This is a genomic window from Variovorax sp. R-27 (genome assembly GCF_049913215.1).
GTDB lineage: Bacteria > Pseudomonadota > Gammaproteobacteria > Burkholderiales > Burkholderiaceae_C > Variovorax.
In genome coordinates this window covers 3,893,677-3,916,727 of sequence record NZ_CP183984.1, presented here as the reverse complement: position 1 = coordinate 3,916,727, position 23,051 = coordinate 3,893,677, and the positions used below count along the sequence as shown (strand labels likewise).

Below are 23,051 nucleotides of genomic sequence, written 5' to 3'. Positions count from 1 at the left end.
GACTCAACGCGATTGTAGGTAGCACCGTGCACGGCGTACGGATGCGTTGCCAGTACGACCCGGAGGGATTCGCAATGTGGTTTCTGGCATTGGGCCTGCTTGGACTGGCCCTCAAGTATCTCGAAGTAGGCATGGTCGCCGGCTGGAGCTGGTGGATCGTGCTGTCTCCGTTCGCGATGGCCGTCGCGTGGTGGGCCTGGGCCGATTCGTCGGGCTATACCAAGCGCAAGGTCATCGAGCGGGAAGAGCGGCGCAAGCAGGACCGCATCGACCGCCAGAAGACCAACATGGGCATGAAGACCAGCAACGGGCAGCGCCCGCGCCGCTGAGTCAGCGCCATCGGCCGAAGTCCCGGCACCGCATGCATCAAGCAGAAGTGCCATGGACGAAGAAGCCACTACCCACGCACTGATCGTCTTCGGGCTGTCCCTGCTGCTCGGCCCGGCCCTCGGCGGGCTCGTGGGGTGGCTCAAGAGCTTTTTCTGGGGCGTGGGTGTCGGGGCGCTGGTGATCGGCTTCGCCGGCCTCTACGGTGCGGCCACCATCGGCTGGCACCGCTACCAGTCGATTGCCGGAACCACCAGCGTGCAGGGCAGCCTGGTCGAGTTCGTCGACGAACAAAGCAAGGACAGCAACGGCCGCACCACGGTTTCGCGCGCGCCCATCGTCGAATACACCGCTTCCGACGGGGAGAAGCGCCGCGTCAAGGGGCTGGGCGGCGGCCTGTCGGGCAAGGAGTGGGGCGACGCGGTGGAGGTGCGCTACAGCGTGGCCGATCCCTCGAAGGCGCTGGTGGCCGATTTCCAGAACATGTGGGGCGGGGTCTGGGGGCTCGGCATCTTCGGTGCGTTTCCGAGCATGTTCGGCCTGTTCTTCATCGGCATGGCTCTGAAGGAGGGGCGCAGCAGATACGGCTACGGCAGCAGGCCGCCGCCGGTGCGCGAGCCCACGCCTGTGCAGAAGCGCTGGCGCACGCGCGGCACCGTGCTCGCCAACATCGTCTTCCTGGCCGGCTTCGCGCTGGTGTTTCTCTATCCCGACCCGGAACCGATGAAGCAGTTTGGCGCGGGCTTCATGACCATCGGCGCCGGCGCCATGCTGCACTTTCTCGTGCAAAGCCTGCCGCCGGCACTGGAGTTCCAGGCTCGCAGCATCCTCGCGATCGTAGGCCTCGGGTTTCTGGCCTTCGGCTACGGCGCGTGGATGATGGCCTGACTGGTGGATTTCAGAACTTGTCGAGCACCGCGCCCGAGCTCGCGCTCGAGGCGTTGAACGCGAACTTCGCCTGCACGCCGCGCGTGTAGCGCGGAGCCGGTGCCTTCCAGCCTTCGCGGCGCTTGGCGATCTCGGCTTCTGGCACGTTCAGTTCGAGCTTGAGTTCGTGTGCGTCGATGGTGATCGAGTCGCCCTCGTTCACGAAGGCGATGGTGCCGCCGGCTGCGGCTTCAGGTGCTACGTGGCCCACCACCATGCCCCAGGTACCGCCCGAGAAGCGGCCGTCGGTGATCAGGCCCACGCTTTCGCCGAGACCCGCGCCGATCAGCGCGCCGGTCGGCGCCAGCATTTCGGGCATGCCCGGGCCGCCCTTGGGGCCGAGGTAGCGCAGCACCATCACGTCGCCGGCCTTGATCTTGCCGTCGAGGATGGCCTTGAGCGCCGACTGCTCGTCGTCGAACACGCGCGCCGGGCCGGTGATGACCGGGTTCTTCAGCCCGGTGATCTTGGCGACCGCGCCTTCGGGCGACAGGTTGCCCTTCAGGATGGCGAGGTGGCCTTCCGCGTACATGGGCTTGTCGATGGGGCGGATCACGTCCTGGTCGGCGCGCGGCACGTCCGGTACGTCCTTCAGCACTTCGGCGATGGTCTGGCCGCTGATGGTGATGCAGTCGCCATGCAGCAGGCCGGCCTTCAGCAGCACCTTCATCACTTGCGGAATGCCGCCGGCCTGGTGCAGGTCGACCGCGAGGTACTTGCCCGAGGGCTTCAGGTCGCAGATCACCGGCACCTTCTTGCGCATGCGCTCGAAGTCGTCGATGGTCCATTCGACCTCTGCCGCATGCGCAATGGCCAGGAAGTGCAGCACCGCGTTGGTCGAGCCGCCCGTGGCCATGATGACCGCCACCGCGTTTTCGATGGCCTTCTTGGTCACGATGTCGCGCGGCTTCAGGTCTTTCTTGATCGCCTCGATCAGCACCTTGGCCGATTCCTTGGCCGAGTTGGCCTTCTCGTCGTGCGGGTTGGCCATAGTCGACGAGTAGGGCAGCGAGATGCCCAGCGCCTCGAATGCGCTGGACATGGTGTTGGCCGTGTACATGCCGCCGCAAGAGCCGGTGCCGGGAATGGCGCGCTTCTCGATCTCGTGCAGGTCTTCGTCGCTCATGTTGCCGGCGGCGTTCTGGCCCACGGCCTCGAACACGCTCACGATGTTCAGGTCTTGCCCCTTGTAGCGGCCCGGCAGGATGGTGCCGCCGTAGACGTAGATGGCCGGTACGTTGGCGCGCAGCATGCCCATGAGGCCGCCGGGCATGTTCTTGTCGCAGCCGCCGACCACCAGCACGCCGTCCATCCACTGGCCGCCCACGCAGGTCTCGATGCAGTCGGAAATGACTTCGCGGCTGACCAGCGAGTACTTCATGCCCTCGGTGCCCATGGCCATGCCGTCGGAGATGGTGGGCGTGCCGAACACCTGCGCGTTGCCGCCTGCTTCCTCGATGCCGGCGATGGCCGCGTCGGCCAGCTTCTGCAGGCCCGAGTTGCAGGGCGTGATGGTGCTGTGGCCGTTGGCGACGCCGACCATCGGCTTCTTGAAGTCGCCCTCTTCGTAGCCCATGGCGTAGAACATCGAGCGGTTGGGCGCGCGACTCTTGCCTTCGACGATGTTGGCGCTGCGGCGGTTGATCTGGATTGGCTTGGTGTCCATGGTGTCTCTTCTATCGTGGGGAGATCGGGGGAGCCCAAGTATCGGACTTCTGATTGATTGCTTCCAATCCATTTTCAAGCACAGATTAATATGCTTGGCATATGAATGAAGCCCTGATCGACCTGCGGGCCTGGCGCCAGTTCGTCGCCGTGGCCGAAGAGCTGCACTTCGGCCGCGCCGCGCTACGGCTGCACATGACGCAGCCACCGGTCACGCAAGCCATTGCCCAGCTCGAGAAGACGCTGGGCGTGGTGCTGTTCGACCGTACCCGGCGGCGCGTGGCGCTCACGCCGGCCGGCGAGGCCTTGCTGCCAGATGTGCGCGAGCTGCTGGCCCGCGCGCAGGCGTTGCCTGCCCGGGCGCGGGCAGCGGCGGCGGGGCAGGTGGGCCGGGTGCGCATCGCCTTCGTCTCGACCGTCGGCTTCGAGCAACTGCCGGCCTGGGTGCGCGAGTTCCGCGTGCTGTGCCCCGAGGTGGCGCTCGAACTGGTCGAGGCCACCGGCGACGTGCAGCTCGAAGCCTTCGCACGTGGCGAGATCGATGCGGGGCTGATGCTGCATTCGCCCGGTGCGGCGCCGCCAGGGCTGGCCCGGTTGCCGGTGGAGGAAGAGGCGCTGGTGCTGGCCCTGCCGGCGCAGCACCGGCTCGCCCGCGCGCGGCCCGTGCCGCTGGCGGAGGTGCTGGCCGAGCCGTTGGTGATCTTTCCGCGCCGCATCGTGCCCTCGCTGCACGACGCGGTCTTCGACCTCTATCACGCGGCCGGCCGCGTGCCGCAGGTGGCGCAGGAGGCAATCCAGATGCAGACCATCGTCAATCTGGTGTCGGGCGGCATCGGCGTTGCCTGGGTGCCGCACAGCGTGATGCAGTTCCGGCGCGCGGGCGTCGTCTACCGGCAGGTCGACGAGTTCAAGGGCGTTGGGCGGCGCCGCGTGGCCTTGCCGGCCTGCGAGACAAGCCTCGTGTGGCCCGCACAGGCCGCGCATCCGGCGCTGGCGCGTTTCGTGGCGTTCGTGCGCGAGCGCACGGCACGGGCCCAGGCGAAATAGCGGGCAGGGCGCCTGCCTTTGCCTCTATCTGCGCGATGCCCGCGCGCCACCCGTCTTCGACATCGCTCGCGGGTCGAGCGAATCGGAGAGCAGGGTTTCGAGCCAGCCCGCGAAGGCCTGCACGCGCCGCGACAGGTTGCGCCGGTGCGGGTACACGAGCTGCACCGGCAGCGGCTCGGCGCGTGCGTCGGCCAGCACCTCGATCAGTTCGCCGGCCGCGAGGTGCTCGCGCACGTCGTACGCCGGAATCTGGATCAGGCCCAGGCCGGCCAGTGCGCAGGCGATGTAGGTCTCGGCATTGTTCGCCGCCACCTGGCTGCGCATGCGCAAGCTCGCGGTTTCCCCGTCGCGCTGCCATTCCCACGGCGCCGCGCGCCCGCTGGTCGGCGAGGCGTAGTTGACGGCCATGTGTTGCGGCAGATCGGCGGGCGTGCGCGGCGTGCCGTGGCGTGCCAGGTAAGCCGGGCTCGCGCAGTTGATCAACGTGAAATGCCCGAGCGGCCGTGCCACCAGGCTGCTGCTGGCCAGCGGCCCCACGCGCAGCGCACAGTCGACGCCTTCGAGCACAAGATCCACCGCGCGGTCGCTGGAGCCCAGTTCGAGCTCGATGGCCGGATGGCGCTCGAAGAAGCCCGGGAGTGCTGGCGCGATCAGCCGCCGCGCGATGCGGCTCGGCACGTCGACCTTGAGCCGGCCGCTCACCTGGCCGTGCGCGGGCAGGAACTGCTGCTCCATGTCTTCCATGTCGGCCACCAGCGCGCGGGCACGCTCCAGCATCACTTCGCCGTCGGGCGTGAGGCCCACCCGGCGCGTGGTCCGGTGCAGCAGGCGAGAGCCGAGGCGGGTTTCGAGCTGCTGCACGGCCGTCGAGATGGTCGCGCGCGGCAGGCCCAGGCGGTCGGCTGCGCGTGTGAAGCTGCCGGCCTCGGCCACGCGCACGAAGACCTGGAGGAGGTCGATGCGGTCCATGGGTAATCTGGATTGTTCGTGATTTATTGAACAGTCTAGCCTTGACTGGGTGATTTATCTGTCGTGTACTGATCAATAGACTGAATGCTCCCGTCACGCATCACCCTCTACAAAGGAGTCCATTCATGTCCGCACGCACTCTCAAGAACAAGGTCGTCGTCATCGCCGGCGGTGGCAAGAACCTCGGCGCCCTCATTGGCCGCCAGATGGTCGACGGCGGCGCCCGCGGCGTCGCCATTCACTACAACAGCGATGCCTCGCGCGCCGATGCCGAAAAAACCGCCGCCGCGCTCAAGGCCAAGGGCGCCGATACGCTGCTGGTGCAGGGCGATCTCTCGGTGGTCGACAACAGCGCGAAGCTGTTCGACCAGGCCGTGAAGCACTTCGGGCAGGTCGACATCGCCATCAACACTGCCGGCGTGGTCATCAAGAAGCCGATCCTCGACGTCACCGAGGCCGACTACGACAAGAGCTTCGACGCCAATGCCAAGGCTGCTTTCTTCTTCATCCAGCAGGCCGGCCGCACGATGGCCGACGGCGGCAGCATCGTCACGCTGGTGAGTTCGCTGCTGGCGGCCTACACGCCGTTCTATGCGATCTATCCGGGCTCGAAGGCGGCGGTGGAGCACTACACGCGCGCCGCGTCGAAGGAGTTCGGCGAGCGCGGCATCTCGGTCAACGCGATTGGCCCTGGCCCGATGGACACGCCGTTCTTCTACGGGCAGGAGAGCAAGGAGGCCGTCGAATACCACAGCAGCGCCGCCGCGCTGAGCAAGTTCTCGAAGAAGGGCCTCACCGACATCGAAGACATCGCACCCATCGTGCGCTTCCTCGTCACCGAAGGCTGGTGGATCACCGGGCAGACGATTTTTGCCAACGGCGGCTACACCACACGCTGATCCGGCAAGATGCCGCCTGGAGGACGAACGACATGCACACGATCATGGTGATGGGCGGCGGCTTCGTGCTGCTGGTGGTGTTCCTGCTGGCCGCGCGCTTCACGGGCGACGGCTCTTCGGCGGCGCTGGCCGTGGCGGCCAAATGGTTCATTCCGGCGTGGTTCATCGGCGCGGGCATCAACATGGCCGTGGGCGTGATCAAGGCGGGGTACTCGGTGGCCGAGGAGCTGCCGATCTTCCTGCTGATCTTCGCAGTGCCGGCCGTGGTGGCAGGGCTGCTGTGGTGGAAGTTCGGGCGCTAGTTCTTCGGTAGCGGCCTGAATATCCCCGTCCCGGCCCCGACATTCGGCCGGGGCACAATCCGCGGATGCTCATGTATCCGCAGATCAACCCCATCGCCCTGCAACTCGGGCCGGTGGCCATTCACTGGTACGGCCTGACCTACCTGGCCGCGTTTGCGCTCTTCTATTTTCTCGGCACGCGCCGGCTGCGGCATGAGCCGTATCGCTCGCTGGTGGGCGCAGGCGCATGGCAGCGCAGGGACATCGAGGACATTCTTTTCCTCGGCGTGATGGGCGTCATCGTCGGCGGGCGGCTGGGTTATTGCCTGTTCTACAAGCCCGAGTTCTATCTCACGCATCCGCTCGAAATCCTCTACGTGTGGCAGGGCGGCATGAGCTTCCACGGCGGGCTGCTCGGCGTGATTGGCGCAATGGTCTGGTTCTCGCGTTCGCGCGCACGGCCGTTCTGGCAGGTGATGGATTTCGTTGCGCCCTGCGTGCCGACAGGTCTGGCTGCCGGTCGCGTGGGCAACTTCATCAACGGCGAGCTGTGGGGCCGCTTCAGCAGCCCCGATCTGCCTTGGGGCATGGTGTTTCCGCAGAGCGGATCGATGCTGCCGCGCCATCCCTCGCAGGTCTACCAGTTCCTGCTCGAAGGGCTGCTGCTCTTCGTGGTGATGTGGCTCTATGCGCGCAAGGAACGCAAGCAGGGGCAGGTGGCCGCGGTGTTCCTGATCGGCTACGGCGTGCTGCGCTTCGTGGCCGAGTACTTCCGCGAGCCTGACGATTTCCTCGGCCTGCGTGCACTCAACTTGAGCCAAGGGCAGTGGCTCAGCGTGCCGATGGTGATTGCCGGTATCGCGCTGTGGTTCTGGTTCGGCCGCGTCGGCAGCAAGGCCGCCACCGCGCGCGCTTGAGCCTCTTGAATCGGAAGTTCGCAGGGTAAGTACCAGCCGCGCCGGATCGGGTGCAGGCTCAGAATTACGCGTAATTACAGAAAATTACGTCGCACTTGCTGCCCCGATCCGTATGCGCCTGGTCCCCAACTCCCTGCACGATGAAGTCGCCGCCACGCTGCGCGAGCAGATCTTCGACGGCACGCTGACTCCCGGCAGCTTCCTGGACGAGGCAGCCCTGTGCGAGCGGCTCTCCATCTCGCGCACGCCGCTGCGCGAGGCGCTCAAGGTGCTTACCGCCGAAGGCCTGCTGCGGCACGAGCCGCGGCGCGGCTGCTTCGTCAACGAGGTGACCGAGCGTGACCTCGACGAGATCTTTCCCGTCATCGCGCTGCTCGAAGGCCGTTGCGCCTACGAGGCCGCCCGCAATGCCAGCGACGCCGAGCTGCACGAACTCGACGCGCTGCACGAGCGGCTGGTGCGCCACGCCAAGGCGCGCCGCATCAACGACTACTACGCCACCAACCACATCATTCACGAGGCGATCATCAAGCTCGCTGACAACAAGTGGCTGGCGCAGGTGATCGGCGACCTGCGCAAGATCCTCAAGCTTGCGCGGCTGCAGCAGCTGCATGCGCCGGGTCGGCTCGACCAGAGCCTGTCGGAGCATCTGGCCGTGTTCGCCGCGCTCAAGGCGCGCGACAGCGAAGGCGCCGACGCCGCCATGCGCACGCACATGACGCGCCAGCGCGAGGCGCTGCGCGAAGTCATGAGCCATCAGAAATCAAGGGTGATGCCGTGACGATCACCCCCTCAAGCATTGGAGTCCCCCGATGAGTGCGACCGAATGGTTCCAGGCGCGGCTGCGTTCTGGCGAAAAGTCCAAGGTGCCCGTGGCGCCCGAAGCCGCTGCCAAGAGCGCGCCGAAGAATGCGCCCAAGCCCAGCGCACGCTCGACCGCCGAGCGCCTGCAGGTCACTCTGCGCAAGGCTGACGAAGCCCTGTCGCCGCGCGCGCTGCGCCGCGTGCTGGCCGACTTGCAGGCCGTGATCGACCCGCGCGTGAGCGAGGTCGAGGGTGGCCGCCGCGCCCACGCCATCGCGGACGCCTACCGCGCCGCCACGGCCGAGGAGCGCCGCGACTACTGGGCGCTGATGAGCGAGCATTTCGCCGCCGATGCGCAAAAGCTCAAGACTGCCCGCGACCAGCACCAGGCGGCGGTCGGCACGCCCGACGAAGGCCAGGCCGAGCTGCGCCTGCGCCGCGCACTGGTGTCGCCGCGCATGCGCCTGCTGCAGCGCTTTGCGGTCGAGCCTGAAGGCATGCGCTTCCTGGTCGACCTGCGCGCCGACCTGCTTCCGTGCCTGAAGGCCGACAAGCGCCTGCTCGCGCTCGACGCCGAGCTGGAGCAACTCTTCTCCACCTGGTTCGACGTGGCCTTCCTCGAACTGCGCCGCATCGACTGGGATTCGCCCGCCTCGCTGATCGAAAAACTCATTCGCTACGAAGCGGTGCACGACATCAAGAGCTGGTCCGACGTTAAGAACCGGCTCGACGACAGCGACCGCCGCTGCTACGGCTTCTTCCATCCGCGCCTGCCCAACGAGCCGCTGATCTTTGTCGAAGTGGCGCTGGTCGATCGCATCAGCGACGGCATCACGCCGCTGCTCGACGAAGCCGCCGTGCCCGTGCTGCCGGCAAGGGCCACCACCGCGATCTTCTATTCGATCAGCAACACGCAGAACGGCCTGCGCGGCGTGAGCTTCGGCGACTCGCTCATCAAGCGCGTGGTCGAGACCCTGCAGGACGAGCTGCCGCGCCTGAAGACCTTCGCCACGCTTTCGCCGATTCCGGGCTTTCGCACCTGGCTCGCGAAGAACGCCGCCGACCTGCTGCCGCGCCTCGACGAGAAGCGCGAGGCCGAGCTCGGCCGCCTCGTCGGCTCGCTTCCGCCGACCGCCGAGCGCCTGCTTGCCGCGGTGGACGCGGCCGCCACTTTCGATGCCAAGTCGCCGCTGCGCCAATGGCTGATGCAGGCCGCCGCCGAGTACCTCGGCCGCGCGCTGGTCGACGGCACGCCGGCCGACCCGGTCGCTCGCTTCCACCTGGGCAACGGCGCCCGCGTGGAGCGCCTGAACTGGGCGGGCGATCCGTCGCCCAAGGGGCACAGGCAGTCTTACGGGCTCATGGTCAACTACCTCTACGACCTCAAGCGCCTGGACAAGCATCGCACCTGGCTGGCGGATGGCAAGGTGGCAGTATCGGGAGACGTCGAAAGCCTGTACTTCAAAAAAGGCTGAAGTCCTTATCGGAAAGTCCCAAGCGCCGGCGCCGCAAGCGCCTGCAACAGCCGCATGGTGCGGCAAGATCCACAACGACAGACAGGAGAAGAGACATATGAACCCAAGCTTTCAACGCCGCGACGTCCTGCGCGTGGCTGCCGCCGGTGCGGCCGTTCTGTGCGGCGCAGCGCGGGCCCAGCAGGGCTGGCCGACGAAGCCCGTGACGATGATCGTGCCGTTCCCGGCCGGCGGCGGGACGGACGCGTTCGCGCGGCCGCTGTCGGGGCAGTTCTCGAGGCTGACGAACCAGTCGCTCATCATCGACAACCGCGGCGGCGCTGGCGGCACGCTGGGTGCGAGCGTGGCCTCGAAGGCTTCGGCCGACGGCTACTCGCTGTTCATGGGCGCGGTGCACCATGCCATTGCGCCGTCCGTCTATCCCAAGCTCGACTACGACATCGAGAAAGACTTCGCGCCGCTGATGCTGCTGGCCAACGTGCCGCAGGTGGTGGTGGTCAATCCGCGCCGCGTGGCGGCCAACAACATCAAGGAATTCATCGCGCTTGCCAAGGCCAACCCCGGCAAGCTGAACTACGGCTCGGCCGGCGCCGGCACCTCGCACCACCTGGCCGGCGAGTTGTTCAAGATCCAGACCGGCACCTTCATCACGCACATTCCTTACCGTGGTGCCGGGCCGGCACTGGCGGACCTGATCGCCGGCAATGTCGACCTGATGTTCGATGGCCTCGGCTCCTCGGCCCAGTACATCAAGAGCGGCCGCATCAAGGCACTGATGGTGGCCGGCACCAAGCGCAACCCCGCGTTCCCCGACGTGCCGTGCGCCGCGGAGGTGGGCTTGCCCGACTACACCGTGACCACCTGGTACGGACTGTGGGCACCACGGCGCACGCCCGCCGACGTGCAGCCGCAGATCGTCGCCGAGATGCAGAAGGTGCTGGCGGCGGACGACATCAAGAACATCTGGGCCCAGAACGGCTCGGAAATCCCGACCCTCACGGGCCCTGCCTACGGCAGCTTCGTGAGTTCCGAGATCAAGCGATGGGCCACGGTGGTGAAGGCCTCGGGCGCAAAGATCGAATGACAGGCGGCAGCGGCATCTCGTTGCGCCAGGAAGGCGCCAGCGCGTTCGTCACGTTGTCGAACGCGGGGCGCCTCAATGCCATGACGCGCGCCATGTGGCGCGAGCTGCGTGCCGTGTTCGACAGCCTGCGCAACGACGATGGTGGCCTGCGCTGCGTCGTCGTGCGCGGCGAGGGCGGGGCCTTCTGCGCAGGCGGCGACATCTCCGAGTACCCGTCGTTCCGCTTCGAAGAGCCCAGCCTGCGCGAGTTTCACGAGAACGAAGTGTGGGCCGCGCTGCAGGCCATGCTCGACTGCCCGCTGCCACTCGTCGCGCAGATCGAGGGCGCCTGCATGGGCGCGGGCATCGAGATCGCGAGTTGCTGCGACATCCGCTTGGCCGGCGCGTCCGCGAAGTTCGGCGCGCCTATCGCAAAGCTCGGTTTTCCGATGGCGCCGCGCGAAGCCGCGCTGGTGCATGGCGCCATTGGCGACGTGCTCGCGCGCGACATGCTGCTCGCCGCTGGCGTGCACGGTGCGCAGCGCCTGTACGACGCGGGCTTTCTGCTGCAGGTGCTGCCCGACAACGAAGTGGCAGCCGCCGTGCAGGCGCACGCCACGCGCATCGCCGCGCTCGCGCCGCAGGCCGCGCGCCTGCACAAGCAGACCTTTGCAGCACTGCGGGCCGGAGCCCCGTCGGCCCACCACCTGCTGGCCACCGCCTACGACTACGCCGACTCCGCCGAACACCGCGAGGGCATCGCCGCCTTTCTCGCCAAGCGCACCCCGAATTTCTGAAGATAAGAAACCGTCAGATGAAGAAGACCGCCAACGCCAACCTGTTCGCCGCCCTGCGCGCGGCTTTCCCAGCCGATCTCGACAGCATCGCCGTCGAAACCGACAACGGCCTGTTCTATTCCTGGCGCGACGTCGAGCGCGCCAGCGCCATGATCGCCAACCTGCTCGATGCGCTGAAGCTGGAGAAGGGCGCGCGCATCGCGGTGCAGGTCGAGAAATCTGTCGAGGCCATGCTGCTGTACCTCGCCACGCTGCGCGCGGGCTATGTGTTCCTGCCGCTCAACACCGCCTACCAGAGCGCCGAGATCGAATACTTCATCGGCAACGCCGAGCCGGCCGTGGTGGTGTGCACCAGCCGCAATGCGTCGTGGGTGGGGCCGATCGCCAACGCGGCGGGCACGCAGCACGTCTTCACGCTGGACGACGACCGCACCGGCACGCTGCTCGAAATTGCCGCGCAATGCAGTGACCAGCACACGCCGGCCCAGCGCAAGGCCGACGACATGGCCGCGATCCTCTACACCAGCGGCACCACCGGCCGCAGCAAGGGCGCAATGCTCACGCACGGCAACCTGCTGTCGAACGCCCAGGTGCTGAAGGACTACTGGGGCTGGACCGAAGGCGACGTGCTGATCCACGCGCTGCCCATCTTTCACGTACACGGCCTGTTCGTCGCGCTGCACGGCGCGCTGCTCAATGGCAGCAAGATGCTGTGGTTCTCGAAGTTCGACCCGAAGCGCGTCGTGCAGAAGCTGCCCGAAGCCACGGTGTTCATGGGCGTGCCCACCCTGTATGTGCGGCTGCTGGCCGAGCCGGGCCTCACGCGCGAGGCGGTGCGCAACATGCGCCTGTTCGTCGCGGGCTCGGCGCCGCTCTTGATCGAAACCTTCGACGAGTGGCGCGAGCGTACCGGCCACACCATTCTCGAACGCTACGGCATGAGCGAGACGGTCATGCTCACGTCGAACCCCTACACCGCCGCACAGGGCGAACGCCGCGGCGGCACTGTCGGCTTTGCGCTGCCGGGCGTGCAACTGCGCGTGCGCGACGACAGCGGCCGCGACTGCACCACCGACGAGATCGGCAACATCGAGGTCAGCGGCCCCAACGTGTTCGCGGGCTACTGGCGCATGCCCGAGAAGACGAAGGAAGAGTTCACCTCCGACGGCTTCTTCAAGACGGGTGATGTGGGCAAGATCGACGGCCTGGGCTACATCGTCATCGTCGGGCGCAGCAAGGACCTGATCATCAGCGGCGGCTACAACGTGTACCCGGCCGAGATCGAGGGCTACATCAACGAGATGGCCGGCGTGGCCGAGAGCGCGGTGGTCGGCGTGCCGCACCCCGACTTCGGCGAGGTGGGCGTGGCCATCGTCATCGCGAAGGCAGGTGCTTCGCTGGATGCCGAGGCCATCGTGGCCGACCTGAAGGCCAGGCTCGCGAACTTCAAGATTCCGAAGCGCTGCTTCGTCGTGCCGGAACTGCCGCGCAACGCGATGGGCAAGGTGCAGAAGGCGCTGCTGCGCGCGGAGCACAAGGCGCTGTTCGCGGCCTGATCGAATCGGCTCATGCAACGGGCGCCAGCCCGTTCATCAGCCCGCTGCGCGCGTGGCAGTTGATGTACTCGTAGCTCTGCTCGTCGGCCTTGAGCACCGACACCTCGTGGTACACGCGCAGCAGCAGCTGGAAGTTCAGCGCCTGCACATAGCGCATGAAGCTGCCGAAGATTGCGACGTGCGTGGGGTGCGATTCGGCCCAGCGCTCCATGTCGGCCAGCGAGCGCCAGTAGCTCAGGCCGAAGGACTTCTGCAGCGGTGCGCCTTGCGCGTCGAGGTGATGCATATAGCGGTTGCTGTAGCAGCCGATGGGCAGGCCCTGGTCGCGCAGGAAGTCCATGCCCTCGCGCAGCACCGGCTCCATGTCTTCCAGGTAGAGCGTGCGCTCCTGCCCGGTGGTGTCGGTCCATTCCTGTCCGGAGCGGATCATTGCGATGTTCTCGTGGCCCGCGATGCGCACGCGCTGGCCCGGAGCCGGCGTGCCGGCAATCACTGCACGCGTGCCCGAAGGCGCCATCGCATCGGTCTGCGAGAGCGGGATGCGGTCGCGCATCGAACCCCAGTAGCCGTGCTCCTGCAGTTCGCCGCTGACCTCGCCCATGACCACGCCGACGCCCTCGAAGCGGTCGGGTGTGTTGAACATGGTTTCGAAGTGCTCGACGCGCGGCGACGCGATCTCGCGGAAGTAGCCGAGGCCTTCGTTGAGCCGATCGTCGGAGCGCCACCAGGCATCGATTGCGGGCGTGGCGCACCAGCGTGCGTAGGCCGCGGCGTCGCTCCAGTAGGCGATGGCGACCATGTTGTCGAAGCCGTCGGCATCGACGTAGTGCGTCATGTCATGGTGGCCCGGGCCGTCGGGCAGGGCGAAGTCGCGGGCGATCTTCATCAGCGCGGCGCAGGCGCGGCCCTGTATTTCGGGGCCGCGCGATTGCACGCCGAAGTAGCCCATCACGACCTGCTTCACCGATGTTGGCGCACGGGCCGACCACACGGGGTAGGGCGGCGTGTAGTCGTCTTCCACGCGACGGTGCCGCGTGCGAGGGCACTTCAGATGCTCGGCAATGGCGGATTCCATGGCGTGCCTCCTTGGGTTCAGGCCGCGACCGGCTCGGGCACGCTGCTTTCAGGCTCGGGCGTGTGCTGCACCACCACGGGTTCGCGGCGCGTCTTGTTGAGCAGCAGTTGGGTGACGTCAGGCCGCGAGTAGTGGCCGCTGGGATCGGCCGCCGCCTTGGCGAGCGAGATCATGCCGAGGTCGATGTCGGCGATGACCAGACCCTCTTCGTCTTCCGCCAGCGGCGTGCCCAGGGGTGAACCGTCGGGCGCGTAGATGCGCGCAAAGCCGCCGCCAGTGCGCAGCATCTGCTGCTTGCCCGCGTCGGTGCACATCAGCTCGCTCATGGCCTTCGACACGGTGGCGCAGGGCGCGACCACGAAGCACTGGCCCTCGGCCGCATACACCTGGCTCGCGGCGTTGTTGACCTCGGGGCCCAGCGCGTAGGCCGCGCCGCGGTACAGCGAAAAGCTCGGCCATGCGCCGCAATGGATCTGCTCGTTCTGCGAATACATCGCGTACTTGCTCAGCGGCTGCAGGTGCTCCCAGCACGAGAGCGAGCCGATGTTGCCCAGCGCCGTCTCGACCACGGCGAGGTCTGAGCCGTCGCCTTCGCCGAACACCGTGCGCTCCACATGCGTGGGCTTGAGCTTGCGCCGCGTCTGCACTGTGTTGCCCTGGTCGTCGATGAGCGCCTGCGCAATGTAGAGGCTGCCCGCCGCCTTCTCGCTGTAGCCGAGCGAAACCCAGATCTTGAGCTTGCGCGCTGCCTCCCTGATGCGGTCGAACTCGGCCGAGCCTACGACCAGCGAGTTGTCGTGATAGCGCTGCACGAACTGCATGCCCCAGGCCGGCGAATCGAGCCAGATCCACCACGGATAGCCGGGCACCCAGGTTTCGGGAAAGGCGACGAGCTGCACGCCCTGTTTCGCGGCCTGCGCCATCAGGTCGATGGTCTTGTCGATGGTGCCGTCGAGGTCGAGGAACACGGGGGCGGCCTGTACGGCGGCAACGCGCAGCTTGGGGTGGACGGTGGTCGGCATGGTGGTTCTCCAGATGCAATGAAAGTAACGAGGCGTCTTCCGCACCTACGGCGCACCGGGTTTGCGCTGTGGCATGCGGGTTGCTTGAAGCGTAAATTCGCGCCGCCGGAACGCCTTGACCCGGATTGGCGGCGTTCTTGTTCCAGCGTTGCATGCCCTTGTTGCCAAGGCTTTCCGAGGACCCCCCGATGACCCAGTTGCTCAGCACCGACGCCGTCCCGCGGGACCAGCGGCTTGCCTACTGGACCGACATGATCTGCAACGTCTACGTGCAACTGGGCTGCGATCCGGTGCGCGAAGGCGATACCTGCGATTTCGAAGGCAGCATCCGCCAGCACGCGCTGCCCGGGCTCGACGTGTCGGTCGTCACCTCGAGCCCGCAGAAGGTGATGCGCACGCCGGGGCACATCTCGCACTCCAGCGACGACTACTTTCTCGTGAGCATCCAGGCGCGCGGCCGTGGCGTGGTGCGGCAGGACGGCCGCGACGCCGTGCTCGCGGCCGGCGACTTCGCGCTGTACGACAGCACGCGGCCTTATCAGCTGCTGTTCGACGAGTCCTTCGAGCAGATCGTGCTCAAGCTGCCCGGCGAACGTCTGCGCAGCGAACTGCGCGACACCGAGGCGCTGACGGCCACCACGGTGTCAGGCCGTGCGGGCGCGGGGCACCTGCTGCTGGGCATGATCCACACGCTGCGCGAAGACATCGACACGCTGCAGCCCGCGTCGGCGCTTGCTGTGGCCAACGGCGTTCAGAACATCCTGGTGGCGGGGCTGCAGACGCTGCCCGCGGCGAGTGCGCCGTCGCTCAGCAATCTCACGGCGTATCACCTCGCGCGCGTGAAGCGGCTCATCGACGAGCAGCTGGCCGACCCGTCGCTGTCGGTGGGCACGCTGGCGGCGGGGTTGGGCGTGTCGGTGAGCCACATCCACCGCGTGTTCAGGAGCGAGCCGCTGACGCCGTCGCAGTACATCTGGGAGCGCAGGCTGGAGGCGTGCAGCCGCGACCTGCTGGAGCCGCGCCTCGCGGGCCGGCCGGTGGCCGAGATTGCCTATGGCCGCGGCTTCAACGACGCGGCGCATTTCAGCCGCGCGTTCCGCGAGCGCTTCGGCTGCTCGCCGCGCGAATGGCGGCAGCAGCGCATGCAGTAAGAAGGGCTACTGGACCAGCATCACCGTCGTGTTGGTTTCGGCGACCACCTTGGTGGCGACCGAGCCCATCAGTGCGCGACCGAAGATGCCGTGGCCATGGGTGCCGAGCACGATCAGCCCAGCTTGTGCCGCCGCGGCCGACTTGAGGATTTCCTCGGCCACATGGCCGTGGCGCGAGTCGATCGTGTAGTTGCTCACGCCGCTCTCGGCGAACAGCGCCTTCACCGGGTCGAGCACCTTGGCGTTTTCCTCGGCGTAGTAGTCCGTCACCAATTCTTTGCTCAGGTGGCGCGCGACATGGCCCGAGATGCCGGTGCACACGTGCACCACCACCAGCTGATGCCCGTCCACGAACATGGCGCGATTGGCAAGCAGGTAGTCGAGCGCCTTGCGGGTGTAGGCGCTGCCATCGACGGCGATGAGGATTTTCATGAAACCCTTATACGGCGCGGCTCCGCGCACCGCAACGGGGCGTACCTCAGGCCCGAAGGGCTTTGCCCGGCCAGATCAGCCGTGCAGGCCCTTCCAGAGCATGTAGGCCGCGAGCAGGTACAGGATGCTCGCGAATACGCGCTTGAGCTTCTTCACCGGCAGGCTGTGCGCCGCCTTCGCGCCCAGCGGTGCGGTGAACACGCTGCACAGCGCAATCACGGCCAGCGCGGGCAGCCAGATATAGCCGAAGGAGCCGGCCGGCAGGCCTTGCACCGACTGGCCGCTGACCGCATAGCCGAGCACGTTCGCCACTGCAATCGGAAAGCCCAGCGCCGCGCTGGTGGCCACCGCGTTGTGAATGGACACGTTGCACCACGTCATGAACGGCACGCTGATGAAGCCACCCCCCGCGCCCACGAGGCCGGAGATGAAGCCGATCGCGCCGCCCGCCGCGAGCTGGCCGCCCGTGCCCGGCATCTGCCGCGTGGGCGCGGGCTTCTTGTCGAGGAACATCTGCGTGGCCGAGAAGCCCACGAACAGCGCGAAGAAGATGGCCAGCGCCGTGCCCTTGAGCAGCGAGAACACGCCCAGGCTGCCAGCAAGGCTGCCGATGACGATGCCGGGTGCGAGCCGCCGCACGATGTCCCAGCGCACGGCGCCGCGCCGGTGGTGCGCGCGCACGCTGGACACCGAGGTGAAGATGATCGTCGCCATCGAGGTGGCGATTGCCATCTTCACCGCGAGGTCGGCCGGCACGCCGCGATGGCCCATGATGATCGTGATGAACGGCACCATCAGCATGCCGCCGCCGATGCCCAGCAGGCCCGCGAGAAAACCGGTGCCGAGGCCGAGAGCGGCGAGTTCGGCGATCAGGAGAGGGTCGAGCAGGGCAGCGATATTCACGGGAAAGTCACGCAAGAGAAGTGAGGGGCTGGAAAAAGCAACGGCCCCGAGCAATGGATGCAGGGGGCCGTGGCAGGAAAAGGTGTCTGCAGGTGATGTGCCGGACCCGCATCCTGAACCAGGGTTCAGGTGGGCGAGGGCAGCAGGACTTCGGGTTCATCTGACGCGAGATGATCACGCCCGTCGAGCGATGTACCAAGCCCGGCTCCGGAGAGCATTGGAACAAGGAAATATTAAGCCCGACACAGTCTGCAGACGGACTGGATTTTACGCCTCGTCCGTCTTCGTGCCAGCCTTATTCAGAGTAAATGTCCATCGCCAGCCAGGGCCTGATCGAGTTTCTGGATGAGCTGCGTGGCCTTCGCGTCGGTTTCGACGCTGTCTGCAGCCGAAGTGGCAACTGGTGCCGCGGGCGCTGCGACAACAGCGGCCTGCTGCGCGGCGAGGTCGAACGCCAGGTTCAGCGAAGCCAGCACCGCAATGCGGTCACGGGCCTTGACTTTTCCGGCATCGCGGATCTTGCACATGGCTGCGTCCACGCGTTCGACGGCTTCGCGCAGCTGCGCCTCGCCGCCATCGGGACAGCCGAGCAGATAGCTCTGGCCCATGATCTGTACTTCAATCTGCTTCATGCGGGGGAGTCTTCGGAGGGTGGTTCAGCCGGCAACCGTTCGAGCAGGGCATCGAGGCGCGTGCGTGCCGCAACGAGCCGCGACTTCAGGGCGTCGCGTTCGCGCGTGAGCGCATCGACCTGCTCCTGCAGCAGCGCATTGGTGCGTTGCACCTCTTCGTGACGCACAAGCAGTCGTTCAACACGCTCGGCGATCTGATCGATAGGGCTGGAGGCGGGCATGGTTGGCGATTGTAGTTTCCCAAGGAAGCGGCCCCCAGGCGGTGCCTGGGCGTGGCATGGATTCTGCTGCCTTCCAGTTGCCTTTCAAACTCCAATAGCCTGTCAATGACCACGAAGAACAACACTTTATTCAGTCGGCGCGACCTGCTTACGCTCATCGGCAAGACCGCAGGGGGCGGCGCGATGTACCAGGCGATGACCTCGCTGGGCTTTGCCGCCGAATCCAACTACAGCGGACCACCGAAGCTCGATGGCGCAAAGAAGGGTGCGTCGGTGCTGGTTCTTGGCGCAGGCCTGGCCGGCATGGCCGCCGCGCTCGAACTGCGCAACGCAGGCTACTCGGTCAAGGTCCTCGAGTTCAGCAATCGCGCGGGCGGCCGGTGCTGGACGCTGCGCGGCGGCGACACCTTCACCGAGCTGGGTGGCGCCGTGCAGCAATGCGGCTTCGCCAAGGGCGAGTACTTCAATCCGGGGCCGTGGCGCATTCCCTATCACCACCATGCAGTGCTGGGCTACTGCAAGCGGCTGGGCGTGGCGCTGGAGCCCTTCGTCCAGGTCAACTACAACGCGCTGGTGCATTCGAGCAAGGCCTACGGCGGCAAGCCGCAGCGCTACCGCCACGTGCAGGCCGACTACCAGGGCTACGTCGCCGAGCTGCTCGGCAAGGCCACGACGCAAGGCAACCTCGACGCGGCATTGACGAAAGAAGACAAAGAGAAACTGCTCGAAGGCCTGCGCCGCTGGGGCGCGCTCGACACGCAGTTCCGCTATCTCGAAGGCACCATCAGCAGCGACCGCCGCGGCTACGAAGTCGATGCGGGCGGCGGCCTCATGCCGCTGGCCAAGCCGTCGAAGCCGCTCGACATGAGCGAGCTGCTGCAATCGAATCTTTGGCGTTACATCGCCAGCGGGCAAGACTACGAATTCCAGAGCGCGATCTTCCAGCCCGTGGGCGGCATGGACATGATCGCCAAGGCCTTCCAGAAGGAGGTCGGCAGCCTGATCCGCTACGGCGCCAAGGTCACGAAGATCGAGCAGAACGACCGCGGCGTGACGGTCACCTACACCGATGCATCAAAGGGCGGCGCGGTCACGCAGGCCAAGGCCGACTGGTGCCTGTGCACCATTCCGCTGTCGGTGCTCAGCCAGATCGACATCCAGGTGGGCTCGGCAATGCAGGAGGCCATCAACGCCGTGCCTTATGGCGCATCAGTAAAGGTGGGCCTGCAGTTCAAGCGCCGCTTCTGGGAAGAAGACGAACACATCTACGGCGGCATCAGCTACACAGACCTGCCGATCTCGCGCATTTCGTATCCCTCGACGCGCTATGGCGCCAAGGGCAAGTCGGTGGTGCTGGGCGCCTACGTGTTCGACGGCCCGAACTCCTACGAATTCACCGCCATGGCGCCCGAGGAGCGCGTGCGCCGCGCGGTCGAGTTCGGCACGCAGCTGCATCCGCAGTACGCGAGCGAATTCGACAACGGCATTTCCGTGGGCTGGCACCGCGTGCCCGGCACGCACGGCTGCTACGGCATGTGGACCGACGAGACGCGCCAGAAGCACTACAAGAACCTGTGCCAGGTCGACGGCCGCATCGCGCTGGCTGGCGAGCACGCTTCCTACATTCCGGCCTGGCAGGAGGGCGCACTGCTCTCGTCGCTCGACGCCATCCAGCGGCTGCATGCCCGCGCCGTTGCGTGAAAGCCGAGTGAAGGACACACCCACCATGAACAACAACATCACGACCTTCAAGCGCGCGTTGCTCGGCCTTTCGCTGGGCGCGCTGGCCTCGGTGGCCGGCCAGGCCGCTTTCGCGCAGTCGCCGGAGCCCGTCTTTTCCGTCGGCCCCCGATTCCAGGAGAGCTCGGGCGAGGCGATCTACCGCGCGACCTGCCAGGGCTGCCACATGGCGCAGGGACAAGGGGCGAAGGGCGCAGGCGCCTATCCGGCGCTCGCCTCGAACCCGCGGCTCGCAAGCGCGGAATACCCACTCTACGTGGTGATCAACGGGCAGAAAGGCATGCCCGCCTTTGGCAAGATGCTGAGCGACGAGCAGATCGCTTCCGTGGTCGGCTATGCGCGCACCCATTTCGGCAACCAATATCCTGACGCCATTGCGGCGGAGAGCGTCAAGAAGCTGCGGCCTTGATCGGCCTTCTTCTTTCGATACCTGGCAGATCCTTTCTTCATCCACCCCAGCAGAGAGACAACACGCATGACCATGACCTCCATCACGAAGAAGCTGGCGCTCGCCGCCGCACTGCTCGCAGCCGGCACCGGCGCCGCCCATGCGGCCGATGAAATCATTCGCCACCGCATTCCGAACTCCACCTTCCCGATCTCGGCGGCGGTGGAGGTGCCGTCTTCGTTCACCAACGTCTACCTCTCGGGCCAGGTGCCGCCGCTGCAGGACGCGACCGCGCCCAAGAACAGCGCGGCGGCCTATGGCGGCGACACCAAGGGCCAGACCGTCGGCGTGCTCAAAGCCATCGAGAAGAGCCTCACAGGCCTGGGCCTGACGATGGGCGACGTGGTGAAGATGCAGGTGTTTCTCGTCGGCGATCCGGCCAAGGACAACAAGATGGATTTCGCCGGCTTCATGGAGGGCTATACCCAGTTCTTCGGCACCACCGCGCAGCCCCGGCTGCCTGTGCGCTCGGCGATGCAGGTAGCGGCGCTCGCCAACCCGGCCTACCTGGTCGAGATCGAGGTGATGGCGGTGCGTCCCGCCAAGTAAAAAAGCAGTGCTGCGCTACTCGCTCAGCCGCACGTAGGTGGCGAGCAGCGCGCTCTTGGCAACAATCCCGAGCAGCACAGGGTTGCCGGCGCTCTCGATCACCGGCAGTCGCTCGCCCAGGTGATCGAGAAAACGCTGCAGCGCCTCGCCCAGCCCGGTGTCGGCGGTGAGCGGCTGGATGGCCTGCGAGAGCAGGGCGCCCGCGGTCGTTTCCGCTGGCGCCGTGCCGAGCGCCGAAAGCGGCACCACGCCGAGGTAGCGGTTGCCCGCATCCACCACGTACAGGTACTTCACCGGGTGCTGCAGGAAGAGCTTGCTCATGGCCTCGCGGTCCGCCTCCGGGCCCACCACCGTTTCGGCCGGCTGCACCAGGTCGCGCATGTGCAGCCCGCGCAGGCGCATCTGCGTGTCGCGCTGCTCGTTGCGGTGCAGGGTGATCTCGTACATCGAGCCGGCATTGGCCGAGCGCGCGACGAAATACGCGATGACGCTCGCCGCCATCAGCGGCAGCATGACCTGGTAGCTCAGCGTCATCTCGAAGATCATCAGGATGGCCATCAGCGGCGCCTGCGTGGCGCCCGCCAGGAACGCGCCCATGCCGACGATGGCATAGGCGAACGGCGCCGAGGTGGCCGCTGGCCACAGCGCCTGCGCGCCAAGGCCGAACAGCGCACCGACCATGCAGCCGAAGAACAGCGCCGGCGTGAACACGCCGCCCACCGCGCCCGAGCCGGCCGTGGCCATCGTGGCGACCGCCTTGGCGACCAGCACCATCGCGATCAGCGTCCACGGCCAGGGGGTGTGCAGCACCGAATTGACCACGCTGTAGCCGTTGCCCCAGACCTCGGGCATGGGCACCGACACCGCACCCATCACCAGCCCGCCCAACGCCAGCCGCCACGGCAACGCAACCGGCAAGCGCGAGAACAGCGCACGGCTGCCCTGCAACGCGCGCAGGAAGCCGACCGCCGCAAAGCCCAGCAGCACGCCGAGCACGCAGAACAGCACGACCTCGGTGCCGTGGATCTCCGGGAACGCCGGCATCTTGTAAGGAGGCTGGTAGCCGGGCAGGGCGCGCATCGCGACGTTGGCGACCACCGAGGCAATGATGATCGGCCCCACGCTTTCCATCGCGATAGAGCCCAGCACGATCTCGGCGACGAAGAAGGCGCCGGCAATGGGTGCGTTGTAGGCGGCGGTCAGGCCGGCCGCCGCGCCGCAGGCCACCAGCAACCGCAGCCGCTCGACCGGAAAGCGGAACAGCCGCCCCAGCAGAGACGACGCCAGCGCCGCCAGCTGCACCATCGAGCCCTCGCGCCCGATGGAACCACCGGTGCCGATGCTCACCAGCGACGAGGCGCTGCGCACCAGCGTCTGCGCCACCGGAATGCGCCCATTGCCGAGCACGATGGCTTCCATGTAGTCGGAGGCGGCGCTGCGCAAGGCGACGCGTTTCGCCAGCACCAGCAGGCCGCCGGCCACCAGTCCACCCAGCGTGGGGCAGGCGATGCGCGCCCACCACGGCAGGTGCTTCGCCATTGCCACCAGCCCTTCGCCGGGACCGAGCACCAGATGCTCGAAGTGATAGAGCGCCGCGCGGAAGAGTTCGGTCGCCAGCGTGCCGAGCAAACCGGCCACGATGGACCACAGCAGCATCGATTGCCAGCCCGAGACACCGAAGACACGCTGCAGCGCCGAACGAAGATTGAGAACTACCGAGGCGGGCCGCATCATGGGCTGGGATGTTAGCTGCGAGCGCCACCCAGGCGGGAACACCGAGGAACCGGCTTTGCCGGGCCTCAGGTGTTGCCCCCGGTAGGGGGAAGGAGAAGCGACACGAAGTGCGCGCAGCCTGGGGGCGAGCCAAGTCACTGGCATAAAATCCCGCCCGTTGGTGCTCGCGGCGTGGTTCGCACGGCGCAGTTCAACGGGAAGCAGGAGTGGAAGCCCCCGACCTCATCAGGACGGAACAAGGCCGAAGCCGCCTGCGCTGCCCCCGCAACGGTCAAGCAGACGGCGCCGCAAGGCGCCAACCCCTTTCCATCGAAGCCACTGGGTGCCCTGAAACAGGCGCCTGGGAAGGCGGTGAGGGGCCGTTCTGCCAGCCCGGATACCGGCCAACAAGGCGGCTGCCGCATGCGTGATCTGTGC

Annotated in this window: 24 protein-coding genes and 1 riboswitch; of the genes, 15 read left to right on the top strand and 9 right to left on the bottom strand. The window is 66.8% G+C overall.

Annotated features, from left to right (window positions below; genetic code table 11):
• Positions 1-74: 74 nt before the first annotated feature.
• On the top strand, positions 75-329 hold the full coding sequence (locus ACN9MV_RS18360; protein ID WP_093056472.1) for a TIGR04438 family Trp-rich protein: 255 nt from the start codon (positions 75-77) through the stop codon (positions 327-329).
• A 52-nt stretch (positions 330-381) separates the two neighbouring features.
• The gene (locus tag ACN9MV_RS18355; protein ID WP_426388879.1) at positions 382-1,215 is read left to right on the top strand and encodes a DUF3592 domain-containing protein; all 834 of its coding nucleotides are present in this window, start codon (positions 382-384) and stop codon (positions 1,213-1,215) included.
• A gap of 10 nt (positions 1,216-1,225) precedes the next feature.
• Here ACN9MV_RS18355 and ilvD read toward each other — a convergent pair whose 3' ends face one another.
• Complete coding sequence (ilvD, locus tag ACN9MV_RS18350; protein WP_093056474.1) at positions 1,226-2,920, bottom strand: dihydroxy-acid dehydratase; 1,695 nt, start codon at positions 2,918-2,920, stop codon at positions 1,226-1,228.
• Positions 2,921-3,021: 101 nt separating this feature from the next.
• Between ilvD and ACN9MV_RS18345 the strand changes: the two genes are divergently transcribed.
• Positions 3,022-3,966 (top strand): LysR family transcriptional regulator, encoded by a 945-nt coding sequence (locus ACN9MV_RS18345; protein ID WP_093073776.1) that lies wholly within the window; start codon positions 3,022-3,024, stop codon positions 3,964-3,966.
• A gap of 24 nt (positions 3,967-3,990) precedes the next feature.
• Here the strand turns inward: ACN9MV_RS18345 and ACN9MV_RS18340 are convergent, their stop codons facing one another.
• Positions 3,991-4,935, bottom strand: a complete 945-nt coding sequence (locus ACN9MV_RS18340) for a LysR substrate-binding domain-containing protein (protein ID WP_426388876.1) — start codon at positions 4,933-4,935, stop codon at positions 3,991-3,993.
• A 125-nt stretch (positions 4,936-5,060) separates the two neighbouring features.
• Here ACN9MV_RS18340 and ACN9MV_RS18335 point away from each other — a divergent pair, with 125 nt between their 5' ends.
• The 8 genes from ACN9MV_RS18335 to ACN9MV_RS18300 all read left to right on the top strand — a co-directional run bounded on the left by ACN9MV_RS18335 (position 5,061) and on the right by ACN9MV_RS18300 (position 12,727).
• The gene (locus ACN9MV_RS18335; RefSeq protein WP_426388874.1) at positions 5,061-5,834 is read left to right on the top strand and encodes an SDR family oxidoreductase; all 774 of its coding nucleotides are present in this window, start codon (positions 5,061-5,063) and stop codon (positions 5,832-5,834) included.
• Positions 5,835-5,866: 32 nt separating this feature from the next.
• Positions 5,867-6,136, top strand: coding sequence for a hypothetical protein (locus ACN9MV_RS18330; RefSeq protein ID WP_426388873.1), 270 nt, complete (start codon positions 5,867-5,869; stop codon positions 6,134-6,136).
• A gap of 65 nt (positions 6,137-6,201) precedes the next feature.
• Positions 6,202-7,032, top strand: coding sequence for a prolipoprotein diacylglyceryl transferase (gene lgt, locus ACN9MV_RS18325; RefSeq protein WP_426388872.1), 831 nt, complete (start codon positions 6,202-6,204; stop codon positions 7,030-7,032).
• 112 nt (positions 7,033-7,144) lie between these two features.
• A complete protein-coding gene (locus tag ACN9MV_RS18320) occupies positions 7,145-7,813 on the top strand; it encodes a GntR family transcriptional regulator (RefSeq protein WP_093073782.1) in 669 nt (222 codons plus the stop codon).
• A 31-nt stretch (positions 7,814-7,844) separates the two neighbouring features.
• A complete protein-coding gene (locus ACN9MV_RS18315) occupies positions 7,845-9,311 on the top strand; it encodes a malonyl-CoA decarboxylase (RefSeq protein ID WP_093175822.1) in 1,467 nt (488 codons plus the stop codon).
• A 97-nt stretch (positions 9,312-9,408) separates the two neighbouring features.
• Positions 9,409-10,395: a Bug family tripartite tricarboxylate transporter substrate binding protein gene (locus ACN9MV_RS18310; protein ID WP_258354427.1), complete on the top strand. Its 987-nt coding sequence runs from the start codon at positions 9,409-9,411 to the stop codon at positions 10,393-10,395.
• Entirely contained in the window at positions 10,392-11,171 is a 780-nt protein-coding gene (locus ACN9MV_RS18305; protein ID WP_426388871.1) for an enoyl-CoA hydratase/isomerase family protein, read from the top strand. Before ACN9MV_RS18310 ends, ACN9MV_RS18305 begins: the two co-directional genes overlap by 4 nt.
• A 17-nt stretch (positions 11,172-11,188) precedes the next feature.
• A complete protein-coding gene (locus tag ACN9MV_RS18300) occupies positions 11,189-12,727 on the top strand; it encodes a malonate--CoA ligase (RefSeq protein ID WP_426388870.1) in 1,539 nt (512 codons plus the stop codon).
• Positions 12,728-12,737: 10 nt separating this feature from the next.
• Here ACN9MV_RS18300 and ACN9MV_RS18295 read toward each other — a convergent pair whose 3' ends face one another.
• A complete protein-coding gene (locus ACN9MV_RS18295; protein WP_426388869.1) occupies positions 12,738-13,802 on the bottom strand; it encodes a phenylacetaldoxime dehydratase family protein in 1,065 nt (354 codons plus the stop codon).
• A 17-nt stretch (positions 13,803-13,819) separates the two neighbouring features.
• Entirely contained in the window at positions 13,820-14,824 is a 1,005-nt protein-coding gene (locus ACN9MV_RS18290; RefSeq protein ID WP_307615182.1) for a carbon-nitrogen hydrolase family protein, read from the bottom strand.
• Positions 14,825-15,012: 188 nt separating this feature from the next.
• Between ACN9MV_RS18290 and ACN9MV_RS18285 the strand changes: the two genes are divergently transcribed.
• On the top strand, positions 15,013-15,975 hold the full coding sequence (locus ACN9MV_RS18285) for a helix-turn-helix domain-containing protein (protein WP_426388867.1): 963 nt from the start codon (positions 15,013-15,015) through the stop codon (positions 15,973-15,975).
• Positions 15,976-15,981: 6 nt separating this feature from the next.
• On the opposite strand, the gene ACN9MV_RS18280 is transcribed toward ACN9MV_RS18285, so the two are convergent.
• The 4 genes from ACN9MV_RS18280 to ACN9MV_RS18265 all read right to left on the bottom strand — a co-directional run bounded on the left by ACN9MV_RS18280 (position 15,982) and on the right by ACN9MV_RS18265 (position 18,163).
• Complete coding sequence (locus ACN9MV_RS18280) at positions 15,982-16,407, bottom strand: universal stress protein (protein ID WP_093056488.1); 426 nt, start codon at positions 16,405-16,407, stop codon at positions 15,982-15,984.
• A 75-nt stretch (positions 16,408-16,482) separates the two neighbouring features.
• The gene (locus ACN9MV_RS18275; protein WP_093056586.1) at positions 16,483-17,304 is read right to left on the bottom strand and encodes a sulfite exporter TauE/SafE family protein; all 822 of its coding nucleotides are present in this window, start codon (positions 17,302-17,304) and stop codon (positions 16,483-16,485) included.
• 305 nt (positions 17,305-17,609) lie between these two features.
• Positions 17,610-17,942 (bottom strand): cell division protein ZapA, encoded by a 333-nt coding sequence (locus ACN9MV_RS18270; protein ID WP_093073796.1) that lies wholly within the window; start codon positions 17,940-17,942, stop codon positions 17,610-17,612.
• On the bottom strand, positions 17,939-18,163 hold the full coding sequence (locus tag ACN9MV_RS18265; RefSeq protein ID WP_019652365.1) for a hypothetical protein: 225 nt from the start codon (positions 18,161-18,163) through the stop codon (positions 17,939-17,941). The genes ACN9MV_RS18270 and ACN9MV_RS18265 overlap by 4 nt, the downstream gene beginning before the upstream one ends.
• Before the next feature lie 105 nt (positions 18,164-18,268).
• On the opposite strand from ACN9MV_RS18265, the gene ACN9MV_RS18260 reads away from it, so the two are divergent.
• The 3 genes from ACN9MV_RS18260 (at position 18,269) to ACN9MV_RS18250 (ending at position 20,900) form a co-directional block, all read left to right on the top strand.
• The gene (locus ACN9MV_RS18260; RefSeq protein WP_426388866.1) at positions 18,269-19,864 is read left to right on the top strand and encodes a flavin monoamine oxidase family protein; all 1,596 of its coding nucleotides are present in this window, start codon (positions 18,269-18,271) and stop codon (positions 19,862-19,864) included.
• 25 nt (positions 19,865-19,889) lie between these two features.
• Positions 19,890-20,312: a c-type cytochrome gene (locus ACN9MV_RS18255; RefSeq protein WP_256216624.1), complete on the top strand. Its 423-nt coding sequence runs from the start codon at positions 19,890-19,892 to the stop codon at positions 20,310-20,312.
• Between the two features lie 66 nt (positions 20,313-20,378).
• Complete coding sequence (locus ACN9MV_RS18250) at positions 20,379-20,900, top strand: RidA family protein (RefSeq protein WP_177142339.1); 522 nt, start codon at positions 20,379-20,381, stop codon at positions 20,898-20,900.
• A gap of 15 nt (positions 20,901-20,915) precedes the next feature.
• Here the strand turns inward: ACN9MV_RS18250 and ACN9MV_RS18245 are convergent, their stop codons facing one another.
• Complete coding sequence (locus ACN9MV_RS18245) at positions 20,916-22,634, bottom strand: ClcB-like voltage-gated chloride channel protein (protein ID WP_426388864.1); 1,719 nt, start codon at positions 22,632-22,634, stop codon at positions 20,916-20,918.
• A gap of 142 nt (positions 22,635-22,776) precedes the next feature.
• Positions 22,777-23,036: riboswitch (cobalamin riboswitch) on the top strand.
• Positions 23,037-23,051 lie beyond the last annotated feature (15 nt).